This window comes from Zunongwangia profunda SM-A87 (assembly GCF_000023465.1).
GTDB classification, from domain to species: Bacteria; Bacteroidota; Bacteroidia; order Flavobacteriales; family Flavobacteriaceae; genus Zunongwangia; species Zunongwangia profunda.
The window spans coordinates 4,350,180-4,375,820 of the sequence record NC_014041.1 but is presented as its reverse complement, the minus strand read 5'-3'; the positions used below and the strand labels follow the sequence as shown (position 1 = coordinate 4,375,820).

The 25,641-nt window shown below is 36.1% G+C and carries 26 protein-coding genes and 1 pseudogene; 25 read left to right on the top strand and 2 right to left on the bottom strand.

The window, feature by feature from the left end; all coding sequences use genetic code 11:
• Positions 1-9: 9 nt before the first annotated feature.
• Complete coding sequence (locus tag ZPR_RS19350) at positions 10-2,994, bottom strand: SusC/RagA family TonB-linked outer membrane protein (RefSeq protein ID WP_041579177.1); 2,985 nt, start codon at positions 2,992-2,994, stop codon at positions 10-12.
• A 667-nt stretch (positions 2,995-3,661) separates the two neighbouring features.
• On the opposite strand from ZPR_RS19350, the gene ZPR_RS19345 reads away from it, so the two are divergent.
• The 10 genes and pseudogenes from ZPR_RS19345 to ZPR_RS19305 all read left to right on the top strand — a co-directional run bounded on the left by ZPR_RS19345 (position 3,662) and on the right by ZPR_RS19305 (position 11,917).
• Positions 3,662-3,991: a hypothetical protein gene (locus ZPR_RS19345; protein WP_013073473.1), complete on the top strand. Its 330-nt coding sequence runs from the start codon at positions 3,662-3,664 to the stop codon at positions 3,989-3,991.
• Positions 3,992-4,732: 741 nt separating this feature from the next.
• Complete coding sequence (locus tag ZPR_RS19340) at positions 4,733-5,026, top strand: hypothetical protein (protein ID WP_013073472.1); 294 nt, start codon at positions 4,733-4,735, stop codon at positions 5,024-5,026.
• Positions 5,026-5,310 carry a 4-fold beta flower protein gene (locus tag ZPR_RS19335; RefSeq protein WP_013073471.1) on the top strand — a complete coding sequence of 95 codons (285 nt, stop codon included), beginning with the start codon at positions 5,026-5,028 and terminating at the stop codon, positions 5,308-5,310. Before ZPR_RS19340 ends, ZPR_RS19335 begins: the two co-directional genes overlap by 1 nt.
• 235 nt (positions 5,311-5,545) lie before the next feature.
• Positions 5,546-6,520 (top strand): hypothetical protein, encoded by a 975-nt coding sequence (locus tag ZPR_RS19330; protein ID WP_013073470.1) that lies wholly within the window; start codon positions 5,546-5,548, stop codon positions 6,518-6,520.
• 192 nt (positions 6,521-6,712) lie between these two features.
• Complete coding sequence (locus ZPR_RS19325) at positions 6,713-8,122, top strand: cyclodeaminase/cyclohydrolase family protein (protein ID WP_013073469.1); 1,410 nt, start codon at positions 6,713-6,715, stop codon at positions 8,120-8,122.
• A 428-nt stretch (positions 8,123-8,550) separates the two neighbouring features.
• The gene (locus ZPR_RS19320; RefSeq protein ID WP_013073468.1) at positions 8,551-9,468 is read left to right on the top strand and encodes a hypothetical protein; all 918 of its coding nucleotides are present in this window, start codon (positions 8,551-8,553) and stop codon (positions 9,466-9,468) included.
• A 313-nt stretch (positions 9,469-9,781) separates the two neighbouring features.
• On the top strand, positions 9,782-10,303 hold the full coding sequence (locus tag ZPR_RS19315; protein WP_013073467.1) for a DNA-deoxyinosine glycosylase: 522 nt from the start codon (positions 9,782-9,784) through the stop codon (positions 10,301-10,303).
• A 270-nt stretch (positions 10,304-10,573) separates the two neighbouring features.
• Positions 10,574-11,062: a lipocalin-like domain-containing protein gene (locus ZPR_RS19310; protein ID WP_013073466.1), complete on the top strand. Its 489-nt coding sequence runs from the start codon at positions 10,574-10,576 to the stop codon at positions 11,060-11,062.
• Positions 11,063-11,267: 205 nt separating this feature from the next.
• A pseudogene (locus ZPR_RS23295) lies at positions 11,268-11,411 on the top strand (IS3-like element ISLbl1 family transposase); the annotation flags it as partial.
• Between the two features lie 296 nt (positions 11,412-11,707).
• Positions 11,708-11,917 carry a hypothetical protein gene (locus ZPR_RS19305; protein ID WP_148211770.1) on the top strand — a complete coding sequence of 70 codons (210 nt, stop codon included), beginning with the start codon at positions 11,708-11,710 and terminating at the stop codon, positions 11,915-11,917.
• Positions 11,918-12,021: 104 nt separating this feature from the next.
• Here ZPR_RS19305 and ZPR_RS19300 read toward each other — a convergent pair whose 3' ends face one another.
• Positions 12,022-13,356 (bottom strand): tyrosine-type recombinase/integrase, encoded by a 1,335-nt coding sequence (locus ZPR_RS19300; RefSeq protein ID WP_013073465.1) that lies wholly within the window; start codon positions 13,354-13,356, stop codon positions 12,022-12,024.
• 562 nt (positions 13,357-13,918) lie between these two features.
• Here ZPR_RS19300 and ZPR_RS23150 point away from each other — a divergent pair.
• The 15 genes from ZPR_RS23150 to ZPR_RS19230 all read left to right on the top strand — a co-directional run bounded on the left by ZPR_RS23150 (position 13,919) and on the right by ZPR_RS19230 (position 25,595).
• Positions 13,919-14,245, top strand: a complete 327-nt coding sequence (locus ZPR_RS23150) for a DUF6660 family protein (RefSeq protein ID WP_225573949.1) — start codon at positions 13,919-13,921, stop codon at positions 14,243-14,245.
• 138 nt (positions 14,246-14,383) lie between these two features.
• Positions 14,384-18,817 carry a CusA/CzcA family heavy metal efflux RND transporter gene (locus ZPR_RS19295; RefSeq protein ID WP_008613766.1) on the top strand — a complete coding sequence of 1,478 codons (4,434 nt, stop codon included), beginning with the start codon at positions 14,384-14,386 and terminating at the stop codon, positions 18,815-18,817.
• Between the two features lie 22 nt (positions 18,818-18,839).
• Positions 18,840-20,090 carry an efflux RND transporter periplasmic adaptor subunit gene (locus ZPR_RS19290; RefSeq protein ID WP_187288243.1) on the top strand — a complete coding sequence of 417 codons (1,251 nt, stop codon included), beginning with the start codon at positions 18,840-18,842 and terminating at the stop codon, positions 20,088-20,090.
• A 96-nt stretch (positions 20,091-20,186) separates the two neighbouring features.
• Entirely contained in the window at positions 20,187-20,525 is a 339-nt protein-coding gene (locus ZPR_RS19285; RefSeq protein ID WP_008613762.1) for a P-II family nitrogen regulator, read from the top strand.
• A gap of 15 nt (positions 20,526-20,540) precedes the next feature.
• Positions 20,541-20,963: a Fur family transcriptional regulator gene (locus ZPR_RS19280; protein ID WP_008613756.1), complete on the top strand. Its 423-nt coding sequence runs from the start codon at positions 20,541-20,543 to the stop codon at positions 20,961-20,963.
• 26 nt (positions 20,964-20,989) lie between these two features.
• Positions 20,990-21,349 (top strand): SpoIIAA family protein, encoded by a 360-nt coding sequence (locus tag ZPR_RS19275; RefSeq protein WP_013073462.1) that lies wholly within the window; start codon positions 20,990-20,992, stop codon positions 21,347-21,349.
• 30 nt (positions 21,350-21,379) lie between these two features.
• On the top strand, positions 21,380-21,631 hold the full coding sequence (locus ZPR_RS19270) for an SHOCT domain-containing protein (RefSeq protein ID WP_013073461.1): 252 nt from the start codon (positions 21,380-21,382) through the stop codon (positions 21,629-21,631).
• Positions 21,631-22,173, top strand: coding sequence for a hypothetical protein (locus ZPR_RS19265; protein ID WP_013073460.1), 543 nt, complete (start codon positions 21,631-21,633; stop codon positions 22,171-22,173). The genes ZPR_RS19270 and ZPR_RS19265 overlap by 1 nt, the downstream gene beginning before the upstream one ends.
• Before the next feature lie 210 nt (positions 22,174-22,383).
• On the top strand, positions 22,384-22,605 hold the full coding sequence (locus ZPR_RS19260) for a SpoIIAA family protein (protein WP_013073459.1): 222 nt from the start codon (positions 22,384-22,386) through the stop codon (positions 22,603-22,605).
• Positions 22,606-22,662: 57 nt separating this feature from the next.
• Complete coding sequence (locus tag ZPR_RS23145; protein ID WP_083759793.1) at positions 22,663-22,854, top strand: SHOCT domain-containing protein; 192 nt, start codon at positions 22,663-22,665, stop codon at positions 22,852-22,854.
• A 157-nt stretch (positions 22,855-23,011) separates the two neighbouring features.
• Positions 23,012-23,371 (top strand): SpoIIAA family protein, encoded by a 360-nt coding sequence (locus tag ZPR_RS19250; protein WP_013073457.1) that lies wholly within the window; start codon positions 23,012-23,014, stop codon positions 23,369-23,371.
• A 49-nt stretch (positions 23,372-23,420) separates the two neighbouring features.
• Positions 23,421-23,696 carry a zinc ribbon domain-containing protein gene (locus tag ZPR_RS19245; RefSeq protein WP_041579171.1) on the top strand — a complete coding sequence of 92 codons (276 nt, stop codon included), beginning with the start codon at positions 23,421-23,423 and terminating at the stop codon, positions 23,694-23,696.
• Positions 23,697-24,239: a hypothetical protein gene (locus ZPR_RS19240; RefSeq protein ID WP_013073456.1), complete on the top strand. Its 543-nt coding sequence runs from the start codon at positions 23,697-23,699 to the stop codon at positions 24,237-24,239. It abuts the gene before it with no gap.
• A 17-nt stretch (positions 24,240-24,256) separates the two neighbouring features.
• The gene (locus tag ZPR_RS19235) at positions 24,257-25,147 is read left to right on the top strand and encodes a bestrophin family protein (RefSeq protein ID WP_013073455.1); all 891 of its coding nucleotides are present in this window, start codon (positions 24,257-24,259) and stop codon (positions 25,145-25,147) included.
• Positions 25,098-25,595, top strand: a complete 498-nt coding sequence (locus ZPR_RS19230) for an MgtC/SapB family protein (RefSeq protein ID WP_233421324.1) — start codon at positions 25,098-25,100, stop codon at positions 25,593-25,595. Before ZPR_RS19235 ends, ZPR_RS19230 begins: the two co-directional genes overlap by 50 nt.
• Positions 25,596-25,641 lie beyond the last annotated feature (46 nt).

Below are 25,641 nucleotides of genomic sequence, written 5' to 3'. Positions count from 1 at the left end.
TATTTTTATTTAAAAGTTAATTTCCAGCCCCCCAGTAATCGATCTTAAATTTCCAATCCCCGAATTTGGTATTTCAGGATCTAAACCTGTAAAATCAGTTAAGGTCCATAGGTTTTGACCATGCATAAAAAGGCGACAATTTTTAATGGAAATTTGTTTGAGTAATTTTTTGGGGATCTTGTAGCTAAGGGATAATGTTTTTAAACGAAGAAAAGAAGCATCCTCAAAAGGAAAACCGGTATTGATTACATAATTATAGGCCTGGCTTGCCCGGGAAGACTGAGAAATTTTCTGGTATTTACTATCTCCTTCCAAAGCAGATAATACGTCCACAGAAGTATTACTGGGTCTTCCTGCGGAAAATAGGGTTTGCCTTCCTTCTTGTTTTACAAATTGCCATAAGAACTGGAGAGAAAAGTTTTTAAATGAAAAGCTATTATTAATCCCTCCATAAAATTTCCGGTTTTGATCCTTGATGATTGATCGGTCCTGATAATCCAAACTTCCATCCTCATTAATATCTTTTACGGTATAAAATCCGGTTTCTGGATCCAGACCCGTATATTCGTAAAGAAGCGAAATATTCAAAGGATAGCCTATCCTATACGTATTGGCATAAGATGATTGTTCAATATCTGGATAACTTATCAGTTCATTTTTAGGGAAGCTTATATTGAAGGAAGTTTGCCATCTAAAATTGGTAGTTTCAAGATTTTGACTTGTAATTTCTACTTCCCAGCCCCTGTTTTCTACGGTTGCCGGTAAATTTGCCTGTACGGTGGTAAATCCTGTAATGGCCGGTAGCGGGTATCCTACCAGTTGGTTAGACGATCGATTTTGATAATAGCTCAGGCTGGTATGTAGCTTGTTTTCTATAAAACTTAGTTCTAAGCCTACTTCTAACTTTTTATTGACTTCCCAGGAATAATTTGGATTGGCCAGTCCTGTAGGATAAAGTCCTCCCGTTCCCGTAGTAGCTTCATAGGCATCTAAATATCCGTAATCGCCTATTTGATCATTCCCAGTAGTTCCGTAGCTTCCTCTTAACTTTCCAAAGCTTAAAAACGGAAGACTGTTTTTAATAACCGGTTCCTCAGTAAAAATCCAGGCCATACCAATGGCTCCAAAATTGGCAAATCGGTTACTCGGGCCAAATCTGGAAGATCCATCCCGTCTTCCTGTTAAATTCAGGAAGTATTTTTTATCCCAATGGAAACCAAGCCTTGAAAATATAGCGCTATAGCGATAATCGTTATTTTCTGTTCTTGCGTTTACTATACTTTCTGCTGCAGCAAGATTTCCTATTAAGGCTTCAGATGCATAGCCCCTGCCCTGAAAGTTCTCCATTTGATCTTTATTCTCCTGGAAGGTAGTTCCCAATAAAGCTTCGATGGTTAATTGGTTGATATTGGTATTATAGATAAGTTGCGGTTCGATAATCCATGATGTTCGATTGGTTTTATAATGTGATGAACTATGAATGTTTTCATCGGCAGGATTGTATGAACGTTTAGGCTGCTTTCGTAACTCACCGGCATCATAATAGGTATACCCCATATTGGCTTTTAACTGTAATCCCTTAATCACTTCGTAGGACAAGCTAATATTGGAAATCAAATTATTGGTTTGTGTATTGCTTTCATTAAAATACCCCTTAAGAGGATTATCTAAATTTGCCCTTTCCCATTGCTCCCAGGCTAAGAAGCCATCTTCATTAAAAATTTCTGGCGCATTGGGGGGCAAGATTGCCGTTGTGGAATTAAAGCCTACATTCCCAACCATTTTATTGGTATCCACCCCATAATTTAATGATAAATTCAGGTTGAATTTTTGATTTTCTGATCGGTGATTCAGGTTTAGATTGCCTGTAATCTTATGATAGTTATAGTCTCCCGGATAGATGGTGCCCTGGGAGAAATAGGAGGTACCAAACCTAAAAGAGGTGGTGTTATTTCCGCCAGAAAAGTTAAGGTTGGCATTGGTGGTTTCAGCAGTGCCACCAAATAAAAAATCCTGCCAGTCGGTATACCTGTCCTGATCCCAGATTAGCAAATCATAGGCATTACGTTCGGTTGGTTCAACCCCATCATTTTCGAAAGCCTTTTTTCTTACGGCGAGGTATTGCTGGGTATTTAATAAATCATACCGCTGGGGTGCTGTAGTACCACCATGATACAGTCTCACATCTAAACCGGTGCCCTGGTTATACCCGATTTTTGTGGTAATTAGGATCACCCCATTGGCCCCTCGTGATCCGTAAATGGCCGTGGCATCGGCATCTTTTAAGATTTCTATACTTTTAATATTGTTAATGTCAAGGTTATTAAGGGGATCGATCCCGGTGCTTGACATTAACGAACTACTTTCTATGGGAGTAGGATTAACCGGGACACCGTCAATGATGTATAACGGGTAATTGCCTTCTTGTCGTAAGCTGTTTGTTCCGCGAATTCGTATAGTAGCCGCCATTCCCGGGTGGCTGCCCCCGGGGGTAATCTCTACCCCAGCCATTCTGCCCTGCAAGGCTTGTAACGGACTAATGACCGGCTGGTTTTCGATTTCCTCGGCCGTAACCCTCGCAATATTCCCTGTGCTTTCCCTTTTGGTGGTATTATAATAGCCAGCATTGATTTGCACTTCGCCCAGGGCGGCGATATCATCTTCGAGTTGAATATTGATTACCTCTCGCCCGTCTATGGGTACTTCCCGGGTTTTATAGCCGATATACGAAAAAACCAAAGTAGCGTTTGCGGGAGCGGTAATACGATATTCACCGTCTAAGTTCGTGACCACACCCCGTTTGGTATCTTTTAAAATAATGCTCACGCCCGGAATGGGAAGACCGTTTTGATCTGTTACCGTTCCGGTAATTTCTTGTTGTAGCAAGAGCAGGGGAGTAGGGCTTGCCGCATGTGCAGCTTTGGGCAGGCACAAGAGTAGCCCGCCAATAATTATTAGTGCCATGTATGTATGGCACGGGTAATTATTTTTCATAATTTTACGTGTGATTTAAATGAAACAATGTTTTATTTAAGCTTAAGCCTTCCCCGTCCAGACGCCAATCTCACTGGGAAAAGCTTATGCTAAGCTAAAATCAAATTAATTCCCACCCTCTGGATAAAGGACTAGGATCTGACGGCTCCCTATAGCCGAAATTGCAATACTAACAATGTTCCCAAAGCCTTTTAGGCTTTCCCAACCCACGCTGTACAAAATAGGGTAAACAGCACCCACGGGATGATATACATTTTAGCCTGTCCCGCAACAAGCTTACCATTAGACATAAGATGTGATAACCAAAACTGTATGTTTTGGGATTGCGAGACTTAAAAAATATAGAAAATCACTTTGAAAATTTTGAAGAGAAACTGCCCGATTTGCGAAAATAAAAAAGGGCGTGGTTCACTTATTGTACTAGAGGTACTGGTATACCTGCACACAAATAAGCGACACTCACGCCCCGGGGTCGTGAGCATCCGTGCTTATCTTCCCGTGTGCTTAAAAATTACCAGTTTTCTAGTACGAGATTCAAAGCGAATGCTTCTAATATTTTTTACTTAAAGAAGTTTCGCAAATATAATAAACTGAGATAAATATAGAATAATTTTTCGGTACGCCAAAGCGTACCGAAAAATATTTTAAGTTATAGTTAATTGCATTTATGGAAGAAAAAGCAATTAACCATATCAAACTTAGGGCATCTTTAGCATTAAATAAATTGCTTTTACAGAGTAAACTTTTTAAGGATTTGGATTTTGACGATACTACTAAATTTGCAAAAAGCTATGGTAAGATTTCAGCAAATGCTGATCTAAGAAAAGCAACAGTTTCAGATAATTTTAACGCTAAGAGTGATGTCAGGTTTTCGACTTTAACTTCTATAGTTGAAGGTATGGGGTTCACATTAAGCGAATTTGCAAAAATATATGATTCAATTAAAAAAACTGAAATGGATCAATTTGCTGAGGCTCTAAATAATAAGAGTAAATAGTAATCTACCCGAGTTTGATTTCTCCTGATTATAATTATCTTTTTTCTCCATTTTACGGTAAAACGTATTTTTTCTATACGCGAGGTTAGTATATTTATAGTGTTGATATCCAGAAAATAGTTATAATATATGGTTACTTTTAAATGGATATAACGAGTTACCTAAAATGCCTCCGAAAAAAATCACGGCGGAATAAAACTGACTTTTTTGCAAATGACAATTCAGAGGGAATTTGAACTTTTCGTTTCCAAGAAAATTAAAACGGACTGAATTTCACAACGGATAAAAAATTAAGAAATCTTGCTTTTAAAAACAATTCAAGTCCAATTGACAAAATTCAGGTTTAAAAAAATGGATTCGAAAAACAGAACGTGGATTTAAAAGCAGGACGGAAAAAATTTAAAAAAAAGCTAATCGGACTTAAAATCACGATGCTTGAATTTTAAAATGCATTACGCTGACTTTTTTGCAAATGACAATTTCGTTTCAAAACAATAATTCAAATTAGCGGACAAAAACAAAGCGGAATTGAAAAAACATAACGGAAAAAAATCAGAACGTTCCAAGCAAAATGTGTCGGCACATTAGGTAACAATGGTTATAATCCATTGCGGCGGAATTTCCTATCGGAAATTCCAGGATATTTGCTAAATTAGTGACCAACGCCGAAAAGTCCTCGCGGACTTTTCCGCAACGTGATCATAACCTAAACCGTTACCTGCAATTTAAATTTTAAAAAGAATGGAATTAAAAGATTTTATTTCAGAAACTATAAAGCAAATTACTGATGGTATCCTGGAAGGAAATACCTACGTAAAAGATAAATCAAATTCTTCTGAAGGAATTAGAGATCAATACACCAAAATCAATTTTGATATTGCTATTTCAACAAATGAAGAGAACAAAAATGATTTAGGAGGTAAAGTTACTGTAGTTCAAGTTTTTAATGCCGGAGCTTCTTCTTCAAAGGCATCAAGTACAACAAATCAAAACAGAATTCAATTTGAAATATTAGCCGCTATAAATACTAAATAATGACAGGACTTTGGAAAATCTCAGGAGAATTTTACGGATGGATATCTGAAAACGGTTCATTCTATAATTCAAACGGAAGAAGAAGTGGAACAATGAATAATAATATTTTATATAACCACAGGGGAAATTATATAGGTGATTTAATAAATGAAAATTTCATTGGTTACAACCAAGATAGAAACTTTTTACAAGGACCCGAATGTTATTTGAATGAAGAAATTTATTTAGAACCATTGGCAGATAGAGAACAAATTGATGTAAACGGATTCCGTAATCCCAATTAATTCCGTAATAAATTTAAAAAGCAGGTAACAAAGACGGTTCATCGCCAATGAGCGGCACCGCTAGTAAGAAAATAATTAACTTAACCAATAAACCAATACTAAGCCGACAAATCCGTGTCCCTTACTCCGCCAATTGGCGATACGAACCGAGACTGTTAGCCTTCATATGGAAAAATGTTTAATTTGTAATAAAGACGCTGATCAAACCGGATCTCACATAGTTCCTCACTTTCTGATGAAAAGAATTGATAATGAAGAAGGATCTACAGATAGAGATAAAGAAATGGGATTTGTAATAACTGAGAAAGAAACTACATCTTATTTTGGACAATCAATTCTTCCTGAAAAATTGGAGGAAATTTATGGTGATGTGACTGATGAACTGATAGAAGAGAATGAAATAGATGGAATTGTTGATTACTTTTTCTGTAAAAACTGCGAATCAAGATTAGCAAATTTAGAGAGTGAATATTCTAAAATTTTCCAGAAAAAAATCACAGATGAGGAAAATTATACCAGCTTCTCAGATGGATTCATTGCTTTCGTTTTTTGGTCATCAGTAATATGGAGACTATCTCTTCAACCCGAGAGTGATTTTAAATTAAAACCTAAAGAAGAAAATAGATTACAAAGAATATTATCTAAATATTTAAAAGACAAAATTGGCGATATAAAACCGGATAATAATGATTCCGATCTGAAGAATATAGGATATAAATTGCTTAGGGCGGCTAATTATTCAATTGAGAATTATACATTTTTACATAGTATACCATTTTATAGAACACCCTATTCCATATTAATTGATGAATTAATACTTTTCTTCTATTTCAAAGAATCGCATTTAAAAGGAATGATCCAAGATTTTTATGGGTCTGAAAAATTAAAATCAAAAGCAATTTTCAATAAACCGTTTGATGAGGAAAAAACTTTAAAAATTTCAGATCAAGATTTGAAAGATGTAATTGATAGAATGATATTGAAAGGTGCTGAAGTAAGATATGAATACTTAAACTCCTTATTAGATCAACTTCACCAAAAATTGGGTGGAAAAGGACAAAGTATGTATCCTCGCTTAAAGCAAATGGTTATAAAAAATCTACTTGAAAATGATGAAAAGCTTGGAAAACGAGATACAATTCCAAATCAAATAGAAATTATTACAAATACAATTATGGACTACCATACGAAGGCTAACAAAGACGGTTAATCGCCAATAAGCGGCAGCGTTGAAAGAAAATATTGAACTTGACCAACAAACCAATACTAAACCGATAAACCTTTTTCTTTACTCAAACAACTGGCGAAACAAGACTATTGGTGGTTATATTTAAATAAATCATTAGTATTTTAACTGAATAATTTGTGTTATTTTTGTTTTTTAACTAAATAATCGGGGGTGATGCGGATCAACTTACTTGAAATAACCACAGATGAACTTTTGGAAAAATTTGGAGCAGGAAGTCATAAACCTGGTTCTGGAAGTGCAGCAGCGTTTCAAGGTATGTTATCAGCCAAATTATTAGTGACTGTTATAAGTTTAACTATTGATATCAAACGAAGGTCAAAATATAAAGAGGCATATCCTACGTTGGTGGAAATGGATACTAGAATAAAGGAAAGGATTTTTCCCGAATTAACAAGGCTTTTCAATGAGGATGCAATTCAATTCGGAAAAACAATAAATGCAAGAGAAGAACGAAACAGAGAAAAAGATCCGTTTGAAAACCATAAACTTGCTAGATTAGCATTAAAGGAATTAAAAGAATCAATAGAAATCCCGTTAAATATTGGTAAACTCTGCATTGAATTAGCAGATATAGCAAAATTTGTATTTGATAAAGGTTTTCAATCTGCTAGAGGTGATTCTCAAGTAGCATTAAGCGGATCTGTAGCAGGCATTGCAGGATGCTTATCAATTATACAACTAAATTTTCTTTCGTTCGGTAGTGATGAATATGATTGGACTTCTAAAAAAAATGAAGAAGCAAAAAAACTCAAAAGTGAATATACCAGAGTCTTAAAAATTGCTGACAAGAAAATTGAAACACTAGAAAATGAAGTAAGAGAAAAAGAAAACTTTCACAACCAGATTGATACTTTACTTAAGAAACTAAAGAGTAAAAAGGAATTATCAGACAATGATATTGAAAAAGCTGCTAGAGATTTACAAAATACGATTTGGCTTAATAGAAAAATAGTTTGGCCTGACAATATTCCCGATCATCCCATTAAAGCTTTAAACCCAGGTAAGATTTTGCAAAAAGCATTAGCATATAAGTTTGCGGCAGTAGATCAAATCGAAAATCCAGAAAATTTAGAATTAAGTATTGCGGGTATTATCAATCAAAATGAAAGGGTAGTTATGGTTTCTAAAGTCTTTGATCAAAATATCCGAAATTTTACTGCTGCTCACGAGTTAGGACACGCTCTATTACATAAACAAAATATTATGCATAGAGATAGACCCATTGATGGAAGTAAATTTGATATGAGAAAGAATTTACAAGAATATCAAGCGGATAAATTTTCTTCTTACTTTTTAATGCCAGAAAATATTATAAGAAAAGTATTTTACGAAATTTTCGGGACTAACAAATTTATAATTAATGATGAGTCTGTATTTAATTTTAGCAAGAACTCAGAATCAGATTTAAGAAGCGAGTGTAAGAATTTAAGAGGTTTAGCTTTAAAACTAGCTTCAACGGAAAGATATCGAAATAACAGTTTTATTTCGATAGCAGACTTATTTAAAGTTTCTGCTACTGCCATGGCAATAAGATTAGAGGAATTAGACCTTATAGAATTTTAATAACTAGACAAATATTACTGCCCCAATAACTAAGTCCTCGGGTGGTCGGTAGGACCTAACATGAAGATCCTTTTTACTGCCATATGGTTTTTAATTTTTAGGCGAACATTTTAATAGTAGCCGTTAGGCGAGGGGAGAGTTGAGAGTAATCGAGGTTGAGTGTTTATGGGCAAACCAATCTATAAAAAGTACTGGAATTTATACGTATATTGCTATAAATACCCCGTGTGCAGCTTGGAAAAAATGTTATTTAATTGTTTACCGATTTGAATACGGGAGATTTTTTCCCTACCAAGCACTCCCAAAACCAATTGTTGGAAAAAAAAGTCCCTTAACAGGCTATAAAACTAATGTTCTAAAAAAACACTATTTTTATAGCTATCGTTGTATGCAATTTTTGAGAAAATACTAACTATAACATAAATTTTATGATCGAATTCCACGAAGATTCGGATGCACTTCAAATCCATTATTACTTAAGTGATAAATCTCATTCAATGAATGCTTACACTTTAAATAAAGCAGAGAATGAGCTCTTAAAAATTATCGGAGAAGTATCTAAAATATTAGATATACAAGTTGTAACTGAAGCCTATGCTTTAGAAGAAGGTGGAATAAAGGAAATATACAAGTTCGTTCTAAAGCATAAAAAACAAGCAAAATATATAGGCGCGTTTTTAGCAGGAATTTCAGCAACTATAATATCAGATGTAGTTGGGGATTCTATAAAAACTGACGCTGAGTTGGAAAAACTGAAAAAGGAAGAACTCAGGTTGTCAATAGAGAAATTAAAAAGAGAATTAGAAGATAATGATCCAGAAAATACGCAAGCTAATACTTTAATAATTGAGAACTTATCAATTGTACTAGCTGAAACAAATAAGATAAAAATATCTAAATCTAACTTTTACAATACACTACTAAATGAAGAAAAAATTAGTAAAGTTTCAACACAAGAATTGGATAGGGATTTAGAACCAATTGGGCAAGAGAAAATTGTCCCTAGAGCAGACTTTAATAAATTTATAATTGAAGAAGCTGAGATAGAAGATGAGTATTTGGAACAAGTCGAGTTAGAAATTGTTTCTCCTGTTCTAAGAAGAAATAGATCAAATTGGAAGGCTATCTATAATGAAAACTCATTCAGTTTTAAAATGAAAGATAATTATTTCCAAGAACTGGTAATAACTAGAAATCTAAGTTTTTCAAATGGAACTAGTATAATTTGTGATCTGGAAACTAGTCAGAAATTAGATATGGAAGGAGAAATAATTCCTGGAGCTAAAAGAGTTTATAATGTATCAGCAATAATATATAAAGATGGAACTAGATATGATGTAGAATAAAAACTGCATACAATAACTAATTCTTCGTGTGGTCTGTACGAACTCACATGAAGATCCTTTTTACTGGCGTTAAGCGGTAGCTTATTTTTTGTGGAGCATTTTAATAGTAGGCGTTAGGTTAGGGAAGTGTTGAGAGTAATATAAGTTGAGTTTTTAAAGGCATACCAATTTATAAAAGCTAATGGAATTTTTAAATATGTAGCTACAAATGCTTTTAAAACAATTAAAAATCCTTTAGATTAGTCATCGCTAAAAGAGAAATAAACTTATCGATAGGTTTATACATATGTTGGCAAGCACTTAAAAAGACCCAATGACACGGATTAACTCTTTTAAACCTTTAGTGGACAAAAAATCAGAAATTCTAATATTAGGAACTATTCCTGGAGAAAAGTCTCTTGAGGCAAACTGCTACTATGGAAATGCTAAGAATCATTTTTGGGATATAATATACAGGACGCTTAAACCGAATCACGATTTCTACGAACTTGTTGGAGCAAAGCCAAAAACAGAAAAATACAAGTTATTACTTGACAATGGAATTGGATTATGGGATATTATCGAAAGTTGTGAAAGAACTGGTAGCAGCGATAGTAAAATTAAAAATGAAGTATTGAACGACCTTCATTCCTTCTTTCAAAGAAACATGAATATCAAAACCGTCTTATTTAACGGAGGAAAGGCACAGAAATATTTCCTTAAACAATATTCAATAAATCAATTTCCAGATGTTGATTTTCAAAGACTTAACTCTACAAGCACATTAAATCCCAACAATACTTTTGAAATTTTAAATGAATGGAAAAGAAAAATAAAAACGCTTGCCAATAACTAATTCTTCGTGTGGTCGGTACGAACTCACATGAAGATCCTTTTTACTTCCAGTTATGGGGCTTTTAATTTTTTGTGGAGAATTTTAATAGTAATCTTTAGGCTAGGAGGGATTTTGAGAGTAATATAGGTTGAGTTTTTAGGGGTAAACCGATCCAAAAAAATTACTGGAATTTATATATATGTCGCTATAAATGCTTTTAAATCAATTAAAAATACGGTAGATTAGTTATCTCTAAAAGAGAAATAAACATACAAGGACATTTATAAAATTATGAAGGAACTAATTCCACTTGTAATACTACTAATTACATCGACAATCTCATTAAGTCAAAAAATCAAAAAAGATGATTTAGTTGGCGAATGGACTTTTATCGAGTTACAAAATGATTCAGGAGAAAAAGTTACGGAAATCAAACATGAGGGATTAAAAAAAAGAACTGGATTTAATGGTGTGGAAAAAGTAAATAGGGACAATTATGTTCTAAATGGTGATGGTACTTATCAAAGTTCTAATCCGTTAAACGAATCTGTTGGGACTTGGTACTATGACGAAAAGAATAATGCAATTCGACTGGAATTTAGAATAGCTCCAGATGATAAATACATCGAGATTGCTAAGAAAATGAAAACAATTAAGAAAAGAAAAGATGGATTTTATTATCAAAAACCTACGACGGAGAAAATTCTATATTTCAGTAAGGACTCAATAGTAATGGACGATTATGTTGGGTATTACAGAATCTACACGCGAAAAAAATAAGTATTTACTATAACTAAGTCTTCGTGTGGTTGGTACGACCTAGCATGAAGATCCTGTTGACTAAACCGTTTATTTTTAGGCGAACATTTTAATAGTGGCCGTTAGGCTAGGGGATAATTGAGTGATACAGATTGAGTTTTTAGGGCATACCAATTTATAAATGGAATTACTACATTAGATTGGACACCAAGTTGAATGAATATTATTGCTAGTTATTAATTTAGCAATTATGAGACGTAAAGCCAAACATTAGACCTTAGAGTTTAAGCAAAAAGCGGTAGAATTAAGTTATGCTAAAGGCAGTGTAGCTCAGGTTTGTGAGGATCTGAATATTCTACCTGCTGTTCTTTAGTAAAGAGCAAAGGAATCTACTACCATCTAGCAGAATTTGACGATGGAATTATTGCGATTAAAGAAGGGGAGCAAACAGGCAAATTATATTACTGCCATTATTCTGGATGGACAGATGAGTTGAGTTCCGATTTTGGAAAAGAACTAATTGAAAAAATAAAAAATACGACACCACACACGGATTATAGTGCATACCCTTTGGGATAGGCACCTTACACAAAGCGTTGGCGGTAATTTGTTACGATGATAGACCAAAATGACATATTGAAATTCAGTGATTCCTTAAAGATTATTTTGGATAAGGAATTAGAAAAAGGAAATAAGGTGGTTGAGACTTCGAATGGTTGGCCAGATAAAAATTCAATAATTATTTTTCTAAAAGGTCCCTTCATTCTGACTCACAAAATTGAATCTATTGAATACAGAGAGATTAATGACCCTCATTATTGGAAAGCTGAATACTATGATAAAAATAAGAAACACATCTTAGTTTGTAAGTTCTAATGAACTTAAAGAAATAAAAATAAAACAGACCAGATTGTGGAGATAATTAGTGCTTCTCCAGAATACTGCCGACTTATGGACTTAATGTAGAATAAAAAAATCAACTAAAAATTTATTACACTATCCAAGGCATCATCAGCATCTTTATGAATAAAATTGGCTTGGTAATTTAGTGTGGTTTTTAGGTCACTGTGTCGATACAATTTTTGTAGCATTAATGGATGAATTTTATCTCCAGCAATATTTCCAAAACTGTGCCGGGCAATATGATTTGATAAATTCTTGTTAATACCACATTGGCTGGCAATTCGTTTCAAGTACTTATTAAACAACTTTGTTGCATTTCTTGTTTTTCGAAAAATATCTTCCTCATTTTTAGGATCTGTATCTTTTAAGAAAGGAAAAACATATCCGTTATTTTCTGCTTGGTTCTTTTTGTAATAATTTAATATGGTATTGGCTTTATCCGGAATCTTAAGACTTAAAGGCTTTTCATTTTTATTCATAATATAGTAAAGCCTACTATCATTAAAATCTGACCATTTTAATTTTACCACATCAGAGATGCGTATTCCAGCAAAGTAAAAAGCAATTAACCATACATTGTGTGTATGCCAGATTGATGATTGAGATTCAAATTCCAATGATTCTATTTTTTCAATTTCTTTAATCGTAAGACCGATTTTGTTGCCAGAACCAATCCGTATTTTTTCTTTTTCTCCTGCAAACGGATAAAATTTAGAAGCAACAATTCCATCTTTAATGGCAATATTAAAAAGAGTTCTTATAAAAATTAATTGATTTGTAATAGTGCGCGTTTTCTGATTGAGATAAACTGAACAAAAAGTTTTATATTTCTCTATAAACGCTTGATCTATATCCCGGAATTTTAAGGTTTTACTTTTCTTAAAATGATTAATGCCGTCCATAAAGGAATATTCACCTTTACGAGACTTGCTAACCCTATCCTTTCTTCTTTGTTGTATATCTGCAATCACTTTCTTTTTGGGGGAGGAGGATTTAAGCGCTAAAAACTCTTCAATGTTATATAATATAGAAAGCTCAGATTTAGCTACTGAGAAAGTTCCACGGTCATATTTACTTTTAACACGTTCAGCAGCAATTAAAAAAAATGATTTAGAGCCTCCAGGTCCTTTCAGTTTTTGTTTAGCTTGTTTGGGCGTGATGCTATCATCTTTAGAATCAAAATATAGGTCATTGGCTTCTGTTAACTTCTTCATCAAGAAGTTATTTAGCTTTTTGTGATTTGGATGGGATCTTTTGGCTTTTCCAGCAACTTTGTCCCAGTCTTTTTCAAGTAAATACTGTCCCAGAAACTTATAATTTGTTTTATAATTTTCGCTTATTCTTAGTGCTAGTGGAGCAGTCCCGTCTTTCCTTTGTTTATTTCTTCGTCGAACAATTTTGATGCTTGCCATAATACCTTCTTTAAAGATAATATAAAGATACGATTAAAATAAAAAGGGGTACAGAATAGGTACAGAATAATTTAATTTTGGATGGTTTTATTCTAATTTATAAAATATTAAATATCTTTAAAACAATTGATTATAAAGGGTTTTGTGTTTTTTTAGTGGTGTCAAGTATCAAACTCATAACCCGAAGGTCACTGGTTCGAGTCCAGTTCCCGCTACTAGCAATGACAAGGCTTTACAGAAATGTAAGGCCTTTTTTTATGGACTGGGTACAACATAGGTACAACATTTTTGGAAAGCCAAATTTGAATAGAAAATAATGTTAATTAACATTATTTGGGGATATTTCCTATCTCATTCGAAGTGTAACTTAGTAATTTGAAGGATTTGTATAATTCTCTATTTCATTAAATAGCTTATTAAAAAACAATGTTCTAATTCTTCAGTATAAGATCTTGGTAATTTTTTAATTGAAATTATTATCAAATTATGTGATAAACCTTTTGAAATCTGTTCCTATTCTTTTTGCACAATCTGTGCATTGATTTTTTTTTATCTTTGTAGTGTGAAAATTATCGCTGTCATATTATCTCTATATATATTCGGGCTTAACTTATTAGCCTGTAATGATAGTGACACTTCACAAGTGATTTCTGATTCAGAAGTAACAGTGGTTGCTACGCAGAATTTAGATATCGACTATTCACATGATAAAGTAGCAGATTTATGCCCTCCTTTTTGTAGTTGCCATTGCTGCCATGTGCATACAGTAGATTTCGGTTCTTCAAATTTCAAGGCTTTGATTATTGAAATTCCATCAAAAGCCTTTGTCCATTTTGACAGCTCAGTGGAAGAACCTATTCTTTCCTTTTTAGATCCTCCAAAAGTTTAATTCAGTTTTTTTAAAGGATAATTATATCCTTTTTTGACCAAATCCTGGTTCTCATACTAGATCCTTGGTCCTATTGATAGATTTTGTTAGGCACAAAATTATTATCAAGAATTTTAACTGAATTAAATTTTTATTTATATGATTAATAAGATAATCGCATTTTCCATTAATAATAAATTTATTATTGGACTACTTACCTTAGCGCTGATAGGGACGGGTATTTGGTCCATGATGACCGTCAACCTGGGATCGGTGCCAGATATTACTAACAACCAGGTTCAGGTGATCACCCAATCACCTAATCTTGCAACAGAAGATATTGAACAATTTGTAACCTATCCTGTAGAACTCTCAATGGGGAACCTGCCCGGGGTTACGGAAATACGATCTGTTTCCCGGTTTGGCCTTTCCGTGGTTACAATTGTTTTTGAGGACGATATGGGCATTTACAAACCCCGTCAACTGGTTCAGGAAAAACTGAACGAAGTCAGGGACCAAATACCTGAAAAATTTGGAAGTCCCGCTATGGGGCCCATTACTACAGGTTTGGGTGAGATTTATCAATATACGATAAAGCCCCAAAAAGAGTATGACACTGTTTATTCCCCTACGGAATTGCGTACCATCCAGGATTGGATCGTAAAGCGTCAAATGACCCTCGTCGAAGGTGTAGTAGAGGTAAATTCATTTGGGGGCTCTATAAAACAATATGAAATTGCCATTAATCCCGAAAAACTGAATGCGTTAAACGTTTCTATTTCCCAAGTCTTCGATGCCCTGCAAAAAAATAATGTTAATACAGGCGGTGCATATATAGAAAAAAATAATATGGCCAATTTTATCCGTGGTGAGGGTTTAATCAGGTCACTAGATGATATAAAATCTATTGTTATCAAGAATGAAAATGGAGTACCTGTAACAATTGGAGATGCAGCTGAAGAGGTCCAGTTTGGTAGCCAGGTACGCTATGGTGCTTTTACCCAGGACGGCCGTGAAGCTGTTGGCGGTATGGTGCTCATGTTGAAAGGTGCAAATCCTAATAAAGTAATTGCAAATGTTCAGGATCGTATGGAGACGGTAGAACAATCTTTGCCTGAAGGTTTATCAATAGAACCCTTCCTTGACAGAAGTGTTTTAATTGAAAGAACTACGAGTACCGTGACCCAGAATCTTCTGGAAGGTGCTTTAATCGTGATTTTTGCCCTGGTGATACTATTAGGTAGCTTAAGAGGTGGACTTATAACAGCGACTACCATTCCTTTATCACTTCTTTTTGCTTTTATATTAATGAAGCAATTTAATGTCTGGGCCAATCTAATGAGTTTGGGAGCTATTGACTTTGGAATTATTATAGACGGTGCTGTGATCATCATTGAGGGTACGGTATATGAAATACAAAAACGGATGCGTTCCGGCAAAATAAAATTTAATAAGGCTAAAATGGATGAAGTAGCCTATGATGCCGGAAGTACGATGATGGGTTCCGCCTTTTTTGGACAAATTATCATTCTTATCGTATTTGCGCCCATTCTTTTTCTAACGGGGGTAGAAGGGAAAATGTTTCGGCCAATGGCATTTACTTTTGGTTTTGCCATGATAGGTGCTATTTTCTTATGCCTTACCTATGTCCCTATGATGTCTGCTTTATTTATGAAACCAATTCAGAATAAAAAGAACTGGTTTGGAAAGTTTGAACGCTGGCTGGAAAAAGTTAGTGATAAAATTATTGGAGGGATTCAAAAAGGATACATGCCTTTATTAAAAGGAGCTTTAAGATTGAAGTTCATAGTATTGGGGTCTGCGGTTGTCTCACTTATAGTAGCCGGTTTTATCTTTTCCAGAATGGGAGGGGAATTTGTCCCTCAACTTGATGAAGGGGATATCGCCATGCAGGCGTTAATCAGGCCTGGAAGTGGGTTGAGTGAAACAATCGATGTTTCCACAAAAATAGAAGATATCCTTCTTGAGAATTTCCCGGAAGTAGAAACCGCCGTAGCGAGGATTGGGGTTGCCGATATCCCTACTGATCCAATGCCTATGGATATTGCCGATATGTTTATTGTATTAGAGAAGGATATGGATAATTGGACTTCGGCAAGTTCTAAAGAGGAATTGATAGAAAAGATCAAAGAGAAACTTAATGAAGAACTTACGGGAGTCAACCTGGTTTTTAGCCAGCCTGTAGAGCTTCGTTTTAATGAACTGCTTACCGGGGTCAGGGAAGATGTTGCGGTAAAATTATATGGCGAAGATTTAGACCTTCTTGCTGAAAAAGCTGATAAAATGGCTGAAATAATACAGACTATACCGGGCGTAGGAGATGTGAACCCTGAACGAACATCTGGTCTTCCACAAATGACGGTGCGGTTTAATCGTAAAAAAATTGCGCAATATGGATTGGACATTGAAAAGATTAACGATTATATAAGTGCAGCTTTTGCCGGAGGAACGGCCGGAGTGATCTTTGAAGGGGAAAAGCGGTTTGATATGGTAATACGTTTTGATGAGGCGCACCGCCAAAGCATTGATGATTTACGTACCCTCTATATAGATCTGCCGGATGGAACCCAGGTTCCGATTAAGGAAGTAGCTGATATTAGTTATGTACCGGGTCCTATGCAAATTTCCAGGGATAACACCTTTAGAAGAACCTATGTGGGAGTTAATGCCCGCGGGAGGGATGTGGAATCTGTGGTAAATGACATCCAGCAAAAATTGGATGAAGAGTTAGATTTACCTCCAGGATATTACATTACTTATGGTGGGGAGTTTGAAAACCTTCAAAGAGCAAAAGGGCGTTTACAAATAGTAGTGCCCATCGCTCTATTTCTGATATTCGTGCTTCTGTACTTTGCACTCCAATCTTTTTCCCAATCAATTATGATCTATATAGCCATTCCACTGGCGGCTATTGGAGGAATATTTGCTCTTTGGTTAAGAGATATGCCGTTTAGTATTTCAGCTGGTGTAGGCTTCATTGTATTGTTTGGGGTTGCCGTTTTAAACGGGCTGGTGCTTATTAACAGGTTTAATTCCTTAAAAGAAGAAGGGGTAACCAGTATAAAAGATAGAATTTTTACAGGAACCAAAGAACGAATACGTCCCATTATGTTAACAGCAACAACAGATATTTTTGGATTTCTGCCGATGGCTTTTTCATCGTCAGCAGGAGCTGAAGTACAACGACCCCTTGCTACGGTTGTTATTGGTGGCATGCTTACAGCTACCTTACTTACGCTGGTTGTTCTTCCTGTCCTTTATACATTTGTAGAGAAGAGACGAGAGAAAAAGGAACAGAACAAGCTTGGTTCTTCCAATTCACGATCTTTAGCCACAATTTTGATAATTGGCTTGATGTTAGGCGGAACCTTTTCCGTAAATGCACAATCTGATGAAATGTCATCGGAAAATCCAATACAGGATTCTTTACAAACTATTAGTTTGGAAGAGGCTAAAGAAATGGCAATCCAAAACTTTCCACAATTAAAAGCTGCCCAACTTGAAATTGAAAGTGAGGAAGTATTGCGTAAAACCGCCTATGATTTTGGGAATACCCAAATCTTTACAGGAAAAGAAGAGGTAGGAAATGGCTCTGATGGGATCTATACCCAAATTGGTGTTCAACAACAAGGCATAGATGTTTTTGGAATAGCTCCCCGTTTGAAATTACAGAAAGAAAGGGTGGCCCTTGCTGAAAATGCTTTAGAACTAAATACCTTAGAAGTGGAACGTGAAGTAAGCAGGGCCTGGGCTTCAGTTTATACAAGTAAAAAGAGGTATCGGGTATATAAGAAAATGGATTCAATTTTTGAAGACATTGAAAGAGCAGCACGAATCAGGTATGAAACAGAAGCTACCTCTAAACTGGAGTATCTTGCTACTTCAAATCAGGGGAATGAGGTTAAAATACAGCTGGAACAATCGTACCGAGATTACCTGAAATCAATACAGCGTTTAAACCTATGGTTCGTTAGTGACACAATCTATGATGTACCAGATTTGCCTGTTGAAACTTTAGACGAACCTTTAAACTTTCTGGTAGAGTCGCTTGAAAATCATCCGTTGCTGCAGGTTTCGGAACAAAGGATAGATGTTGCCAAAGCGGTTACCAGAGAACGAAAATCTGAATTTTTGCCCAAATTTCAGGGTCAGTACGGTAGGCAGGAAATAGCCGGGCAATCGGGTTTCTTCCAATATCAAATAGGAATTCAAATTCCGCTGTTTTTTGGGCCGGAATTAGGCCGTACACAGGAAGCACAAGTAAATAGACAGATTGCAGAGCAAAACTTTTATCAGGATAAAATCGAACTGGAAACCGCCTATAAAAATATGCGTGAAGACTACATCAAATGGAGAAACTCATGGAATTATTATAGGGATGAAGCACTTCCGCTGGCCAAAGAGCAACAAGGTGGATCAGTGCTGGCCTTTAAGGAAGGCGCTATCGATTATGTGACATTTCTCCAAAATATAAGAGATGCCATTAGAATCGAGGTAAATGCCTGGAGTGCTTTTAACGATTATCTCGACAGCCGCTACCAACTGGAATATTACCTTAAGAATTCAAATTAAAAATTAAAATAAGAAAATCGATATGAATACAAGATCAATAAATATTCTAATGCTTGCCTTAACGCTCAGCATATTCTTTGGATGTAAAGAAAATCCTGCGGCAGGGGAAGATGCTTCCAGTGAAACTGCAACTACTAATACCGAAGAAGGTGAAAATCACGGTGAGGAAGGAGATGAAGAACACGGTGAAGAAGAAGGTGGGATGCGTTCGGTACATCTTTCAGAAATGAAATTCAATAGTCTGGGGATTAAAGTAGATACCTTGCCTAAAAAAGCTTTGTCGGGTATTGTGGAAGCCAATGGCCAGTTAGAAGTGCCGCCACAATATGAAGCTACCGTTACGGCAATTTTAGGCGGTAATATAACTTCTATAAAGGTTATTGAGGGGGATAAGGTAAATAAAGGTCAGGTGTTGGCTTATCTTTCTCACCCAAATTTAACCAGAATGCAGTCTGATTATATTAATGCATATAGTAGGATGCAATTTTTGGAAAAGGAATTTGAAAGACAGAAACGTTTATATGAAGCAGAGGTAGGATCTGGAAAATCTTTTCAACAAACCCAATCAGATTACCAGTCTGTACAAGGTGAAGTGCGGGGGTATGAATCACAGTTACGGCAGTTAAACCTAAATGCTTCCCAGGTTAGAGACGGTGAATTATATGAATATATTCCGGTAGTAAGCCCAATTGGAGGTTATATTGAAAAAGTACTGGTACAGGTAGGACAATATGTAGACCCTCAGACCAGTATGTTTATGGTAGTTGATAATGAATATGTGCATGCCGATCTAATGGTTTTTGAAAAAGATATTTATAAGGTGAAAGAAGGCCAAAAGATTGCGTTTACACTGGAATCGGTTCCAGGCAGTAATTTAACCGGGGAAATTTATTCAGTGGGGAAACAATTTGAACAAAACCCCAAAGCGGTACATGTGCATGCAGAAATCGATAATAAAGAAGATTTTCTAATTCCGGGGATGTATATAAACGGAAAAATCAGGACCGGTGAAGAAGCTGTTCCTGCCTTACCGGAAGAAGCAATAATTGAAGAAGAAGGAAATCCCTACATCTTTACGGCCCAAAAACACCAGGAAGATGGTGAAACCGAATGGGAATTGAAACCAGTGCAGGTTAGAACGGGAATAAATGAAGATGGTTGGGTTGAAATTAAACTGCTGGAGCCTCTGCCTGAAGGTACGTTGGTTGCCTATAATAATGCCTATTATCTGGTTTCTGAAATGCAGAAAAGCCAGACTTCCCATGGTCATTAAATTAAAAAAATTAGATGGATGGACTCTCTGTTAAATGTTTGTCTTAATTAAAATTCCAGAGGGTTCATCCTTAATACTAAAATTAATATTACAGCAATGAAAGAAATAAAAGCATTTATAAAACCGAAACGAGTTCAAAAAGTGATAGAATCCCTTAGTGAAAGTGGATTCAAAAGTATGACGCTTTCCCAGGGGGAAGGTACCGGGGCTTTTAAAGCAAAAGGCGCATCACCTTCTTTAGATTTCCGTGTAACAGACAGTCCGGTTGTAAAGTTAGAACTGGTATGTCAAAACGAAGAAGCACAATCAGCAATAGATATTATCCTTGAGAATGCAAAAACAACTGAACCCGGTGACGGAATAATTTATCTTTCCGATATTGAAGATGCCTTCCAGATAAAAACCGGGGAATCCATAAAGCGTTACGATCCCTAAATACTTTTATAGCAAATGGAAAAAATAGTAAAAAAGTTGGAAAGCAAAGGCATCCGCCCTACGGCAATGCGCCTGATGACCTATAGACGGCTGGCACAACTGAATGTGGCCGTTAGCTTAGGCGACCTTGGAAAGGATTTCGAAAGCTCGGAAAGGAGTACGCTTTTCCGTACTATGAAGACATTTGAAGAAAAAGGAATCGTGCATCAAATTGAGGATGGCACCGGCATCATTAAATATGCCCTGTGCGAAGACAATTGTGAATGCGAGGTTGGCAACGACCTTCACTTACATTTTCATTGCAATAGTTGCGGGGAAACCGTGTGCCTTACAGAGCACAAAATCCCTCAGATAAACCTGCCCGAAGGCTATGTGGCAGAGGATATCAATCTGGTGGCCAAGGGAGTCTGTGAGAAATGTAGCAATGACTTGGATTAAGTTTTTTGATTTAAAAAATTGGAACAATGATGAAAATTTATAAGAAAGAAAGCAAGGTATATATGGTAGCTCAAAATAGATTGGATGCTACCGATTATGACAATTTGATATCTCAATTAAAAAACCATATACAGGCAAACCATAAAGTGTACTGGTATATTGAAATGGAAAATTTTGAGGGGTGGACCGCAAGTGCGTATTGGAAAGGCATTGAACTGAAACTTCCGAATGAAGAACGCGTTAAAAAGGTTGCATTGGTGGGAATTACAAAATGGCAGGAACAGTTTACCGAAGTTTTGATACCCTTTACAAAGGCACATATTAAATTCTTTAGCCCTGAAGAAAAACATTTGGCCAAGGAATGGATGGAGAAAGGAAATCATTAAAAAAGTTAAGTAAATTTAAACAGAAAGATTATGATGGACAACTGGAATTTTGGGGGAATGCACTGGATATGGTGGGGACTTTGGATAATTCTTATCTTTTGGATATTTTTAATTCCTTACCCCACCCCGGGACAAAAACGGAAAAAAGACGGAGCAATGGAAATTCTAAGGGAGCGTTTTGCACGGGGCGAAATAAGCGAGGAAGAATATAAACACCGGGTAAATATACTTCAAAATAAAAATGAACCAAAGGACCAGAAAAAAATTAGGCAGGAAAAATAATGGGAAAAGGACAACTAACTATATTTTTTTTAATGCTGGCTCCTATCCTGCATACCCAAACTATATACAGTACACGGGAGGGGCATATCCTTATAAAAGCTAATATAGATGGCAATGCATTTAAGGCGGAAAGCCATCAACTTTCCATGTTTTTTGATTACACAAGTAAAGAAATTACGGGTTCCATAGATTTGAGAACTATAGACACAAATAATCCACAGCTAGCCACCTATCTTAAAAGTACTCAAGCACCTATATGGATAAGATTTTCCGGGAAGGTCCCGGTTGAGGATTTCCTTTTGCGCCCACATGAACCAATTGATTTTAATTGGTTGGTAACGATCAGGCTTCCTAATAAAGAAGTGCAAAACTACTTTAAAGCGACATTGACCCACATCCCCCAAGGTCCTACATTTTCCTGTCTTTTAAGTGCCGGTGGATTTATAGAGAAAACTATAAGCCCAAGCTTAAATCAAGTGGTTCCTGGACTTGAAGGATCCATAGAAATAAAATTTGCCCAGCTTATTTTAAAGAAAGAGTGAATGCCATTTAATTCAAAATAACATAGAAAGATGAAAAAGTATAAATAGAATCCCATCCTCTTCCAGTAGTGCCTTATTAAAATAGCGCTGGGGAGATGTAATAAGTGTAAATAAAATATCCTCCTGCCGTACAAAATTTGTACCGCAATTAGGGACATAGATGTGATATATAAATATTTCCGTCTTATCATTTTTCGCTTATTACTAATAATGGAAAATTTTGAGGGGTGGACCGCAAGTGCGTATTGGAAGAGCATTGAACTGAAACTTCCGAACGAAGAACGCGTTAAAAAGGTTGCATTGGTGGGAAATACAAAATGGAAGGAACAGTTTACGGAAGTTTTGATTCCCTTTACAAGGGCACATATTAAATTCTTTAGCCCTGAAGAAAAAGATTTGGCCAAGGAATGGATGGAGAAAGGAAATCATTAAAAAAGTTAAATAAATTTAAACAGAAAGATTATGATGGACGACTGATATTTTGGGGGAATGCACTGGATATGGTGGGGTTTATGGATAATCCTCATCTTCTGGATATTTTTAATTCCCTACCCCACACCGGGACAGAAAAACAGAAAGGACAGGGCAATTGAAGCCCTGAGGGAGCGGTACGCCCGCGGCGAAATCGACGAAAAGGAGTTCGAAAAACGCAGGGCGTTCCTGCTAAAGGATAAAAAATAAAATTTATCTATTTGCCCTAGGAGAACTCGCTCTGCTAGCAGCTCTGGGATTTATACATAGTATAAAGGCTCAGTATAATTTAAAGTAACTTCATAGGGGGCTTTCGGGAATAACTGTGGCACTTACGTTGCACGTTTGTTCAAATTACATTTAATATATGTTGCAGATTACAGATATAAAAAGAGAGAATGTGGTTGTCACGGTCGCCAGTGGTAAATTAAATCAACACGATCTTGAAAAAATACATCCCCTTATCCATAGTATTCTTGAAAAAGGATTAAAGATTCGGTGGTATTTAGAGATGAACGATTTTCAAGGCTGGCATATAGAAGGTCTATGGAAAGATTTCTCTAAAGATGTTGGCCACGAAAAGGAGTACGAAAAAATAGCATTGGTAGGGGAAAAAAAATGGCGAAAGTGGGCGGCCCAGTTTATGAAACCATTTTGCAATGCCGAAATTAAATATTTCGATCCAGACGAGAAACAGGAGGCCAAAATATGGATTGAAAGTGAGTAATGACATGGCATTGGTGATTAACAAAAGAATAAACTAAAAATATATTGATATGGGATTTTTAAAACATTTATTTAGAGGCTCCGGATATGGAGGCCATCATTCCCGCGGGCATCATAATAAGCGCGGTTATGATTATAGGGAAAATAATCCAGATGCAAAGGTTATGATTCGTTGCACGGCCTGTGGTGAGAAAAATGAAGAGAGCGCAGCCTTTTGTAAAAAGTGCGGTTCACCTTTAGGCAAGTCCAAGTGTAGTAACTGTAACGAGAGTGTGCCAGTCGAGGCAAAATTTTGCCCTAATTGCGGTACTGAAATAAAACAATAGATGAAATACTATGTTTTAATAATCCTGTTTTTTGGTTTTCTGAAAGCGAACGCCCAAAAAATTTACAGGACCGAAGAAGGCCACGTTGAGATGATGGCAATGGTTGAGAATTTACCCATTAAGGCAGAAAGTCATAAATTGGCCTTATATCTCGACTATGATTCCAAAGTGGTCAGTGGGGTACTCGACCTTAAAACGCTATCGACCAACAACCCTGAAATCAGCGCAATGCTGGAAAGGCAGGAAGACCCCTTGATGCTTCGGTTTACCGGTACGGTGCCTTCTGTTGATTTTTTGTCAAAACGGCACGACCCTATCAACTTTAATTGGCTGATAGATGTTACTTATCAAGGAAAAGCCTTTAAATCACAATTTAAAGCAACCATCACTCATATAGAACAAGGTTTACGTATGTCGTGTCTTATAAGTGCAACTGGACAATTATTGGTTTCTAATACTGGTTTGGATTCCATAATAGAGGGTATCGATGACACCATAGAGGTACAATTTGCCCAAATGGTTTTGAAATTGGACAACCAGTAATTTAATAATCAAATGAAATGCTCTTAAATAAACGAATATCCATCTGGTCCTTTCTTAAATATATTAAATATGATATTTTATTTATTGTATTTTATGCTATAGCAATTGGTGTTTTGGACCAATTTGGTTTTCTGAGTAAAATTTCGATCCCTATTGCCGTTACAGGTGTTTTCGGGACTGCTGTAGCGCTACTGTTAGGTTTCAGAACCAATCAAGCCTATGAACGCTGGTGGGAAGCCCGTATTATTTGGGGCGCCATTGTCAACGACTCCCGTACTTTGGTACGACAGGGCATAACCTTTTATGACCGGCAGGATGGTCAGTATGAATTTAGGATTAAAGAAATAGTTTTACGACAAATTACGTGGTGCTATGCACTGGGTGAGTCATTAAGGAAAGTGGATTTTTCCCCTAAGGTAGCTGGCTTTTTAAAAATTCAGGACATTAATGATCAAAATGTTCCTAATGCTATTCTATTAAAACATTCTGAAGCCTTATCAGAAGCCCTTAACGATAAGGTGATCAATAAATTCCAACAGGTACAAATTGATAGCACTATTGCGCGTCTCTGCGATTCAATGGGCAAATGCGAAAGGATCAAAAATACGGTTTTCCCCAAAGCGCATAGCCTGTTAATCCACCTTATCATTTATGTATTTGCCACAATGCTACCATTCGGCCTGTCTGATAATTACCTATCTGTGGAAATTGGGCTTACCATCGCTATCCCTATCATCTTTATAGCCATTGAGAAGACCTCGATTTTAATGCAGGATCCCTTTGAAAACGACCCAATGGACACACCAATGACCGATTTGGCTCAAACTATAGAAATTAATTTAAAGCAGATGACAGGTGATGAGGACATCCCCGAGAAAAAGAAACCTGAAACATATTACGTTTTATGATATGGATTTGCAAACTGAAATAACGCTAATTCCCAGATTATTGGTTGCCTTGTTGCTGGGTTTCTTGATTGGGCTTGACCGTGAAATTCATGGTCACGACGCTGGCATAAGGACCTATGCTTCCGTTTGTTTGGGAGCGGCACTATTAACTATCATCAATACACATATTGAAGTGGCAGACCAAACCAGGATTGTCGCCAATATTGTCTCTGGTATTGGTTTTTTGGGAGCGGGTATCATTTTTAGGGACAGTTCAAAGAATACCATATCAGGGTTAACAACGGCCGCTACCATCTGGGCCAGTGCTGGTGTTGGCATTGCCATAGGATATGGGATGTATTTAATTGGTATAACCAGTACACTATTGATTATACTATTGCTGGTTTCGCATCATTTCCCATTTTTTAAGGCTAAGTACGGTAAAGAAACAAGGGGTAACAATGAATAAACAAAGTGTAATTGAAATAAGAAAATTAGTGTGACGTGTAGAGCGT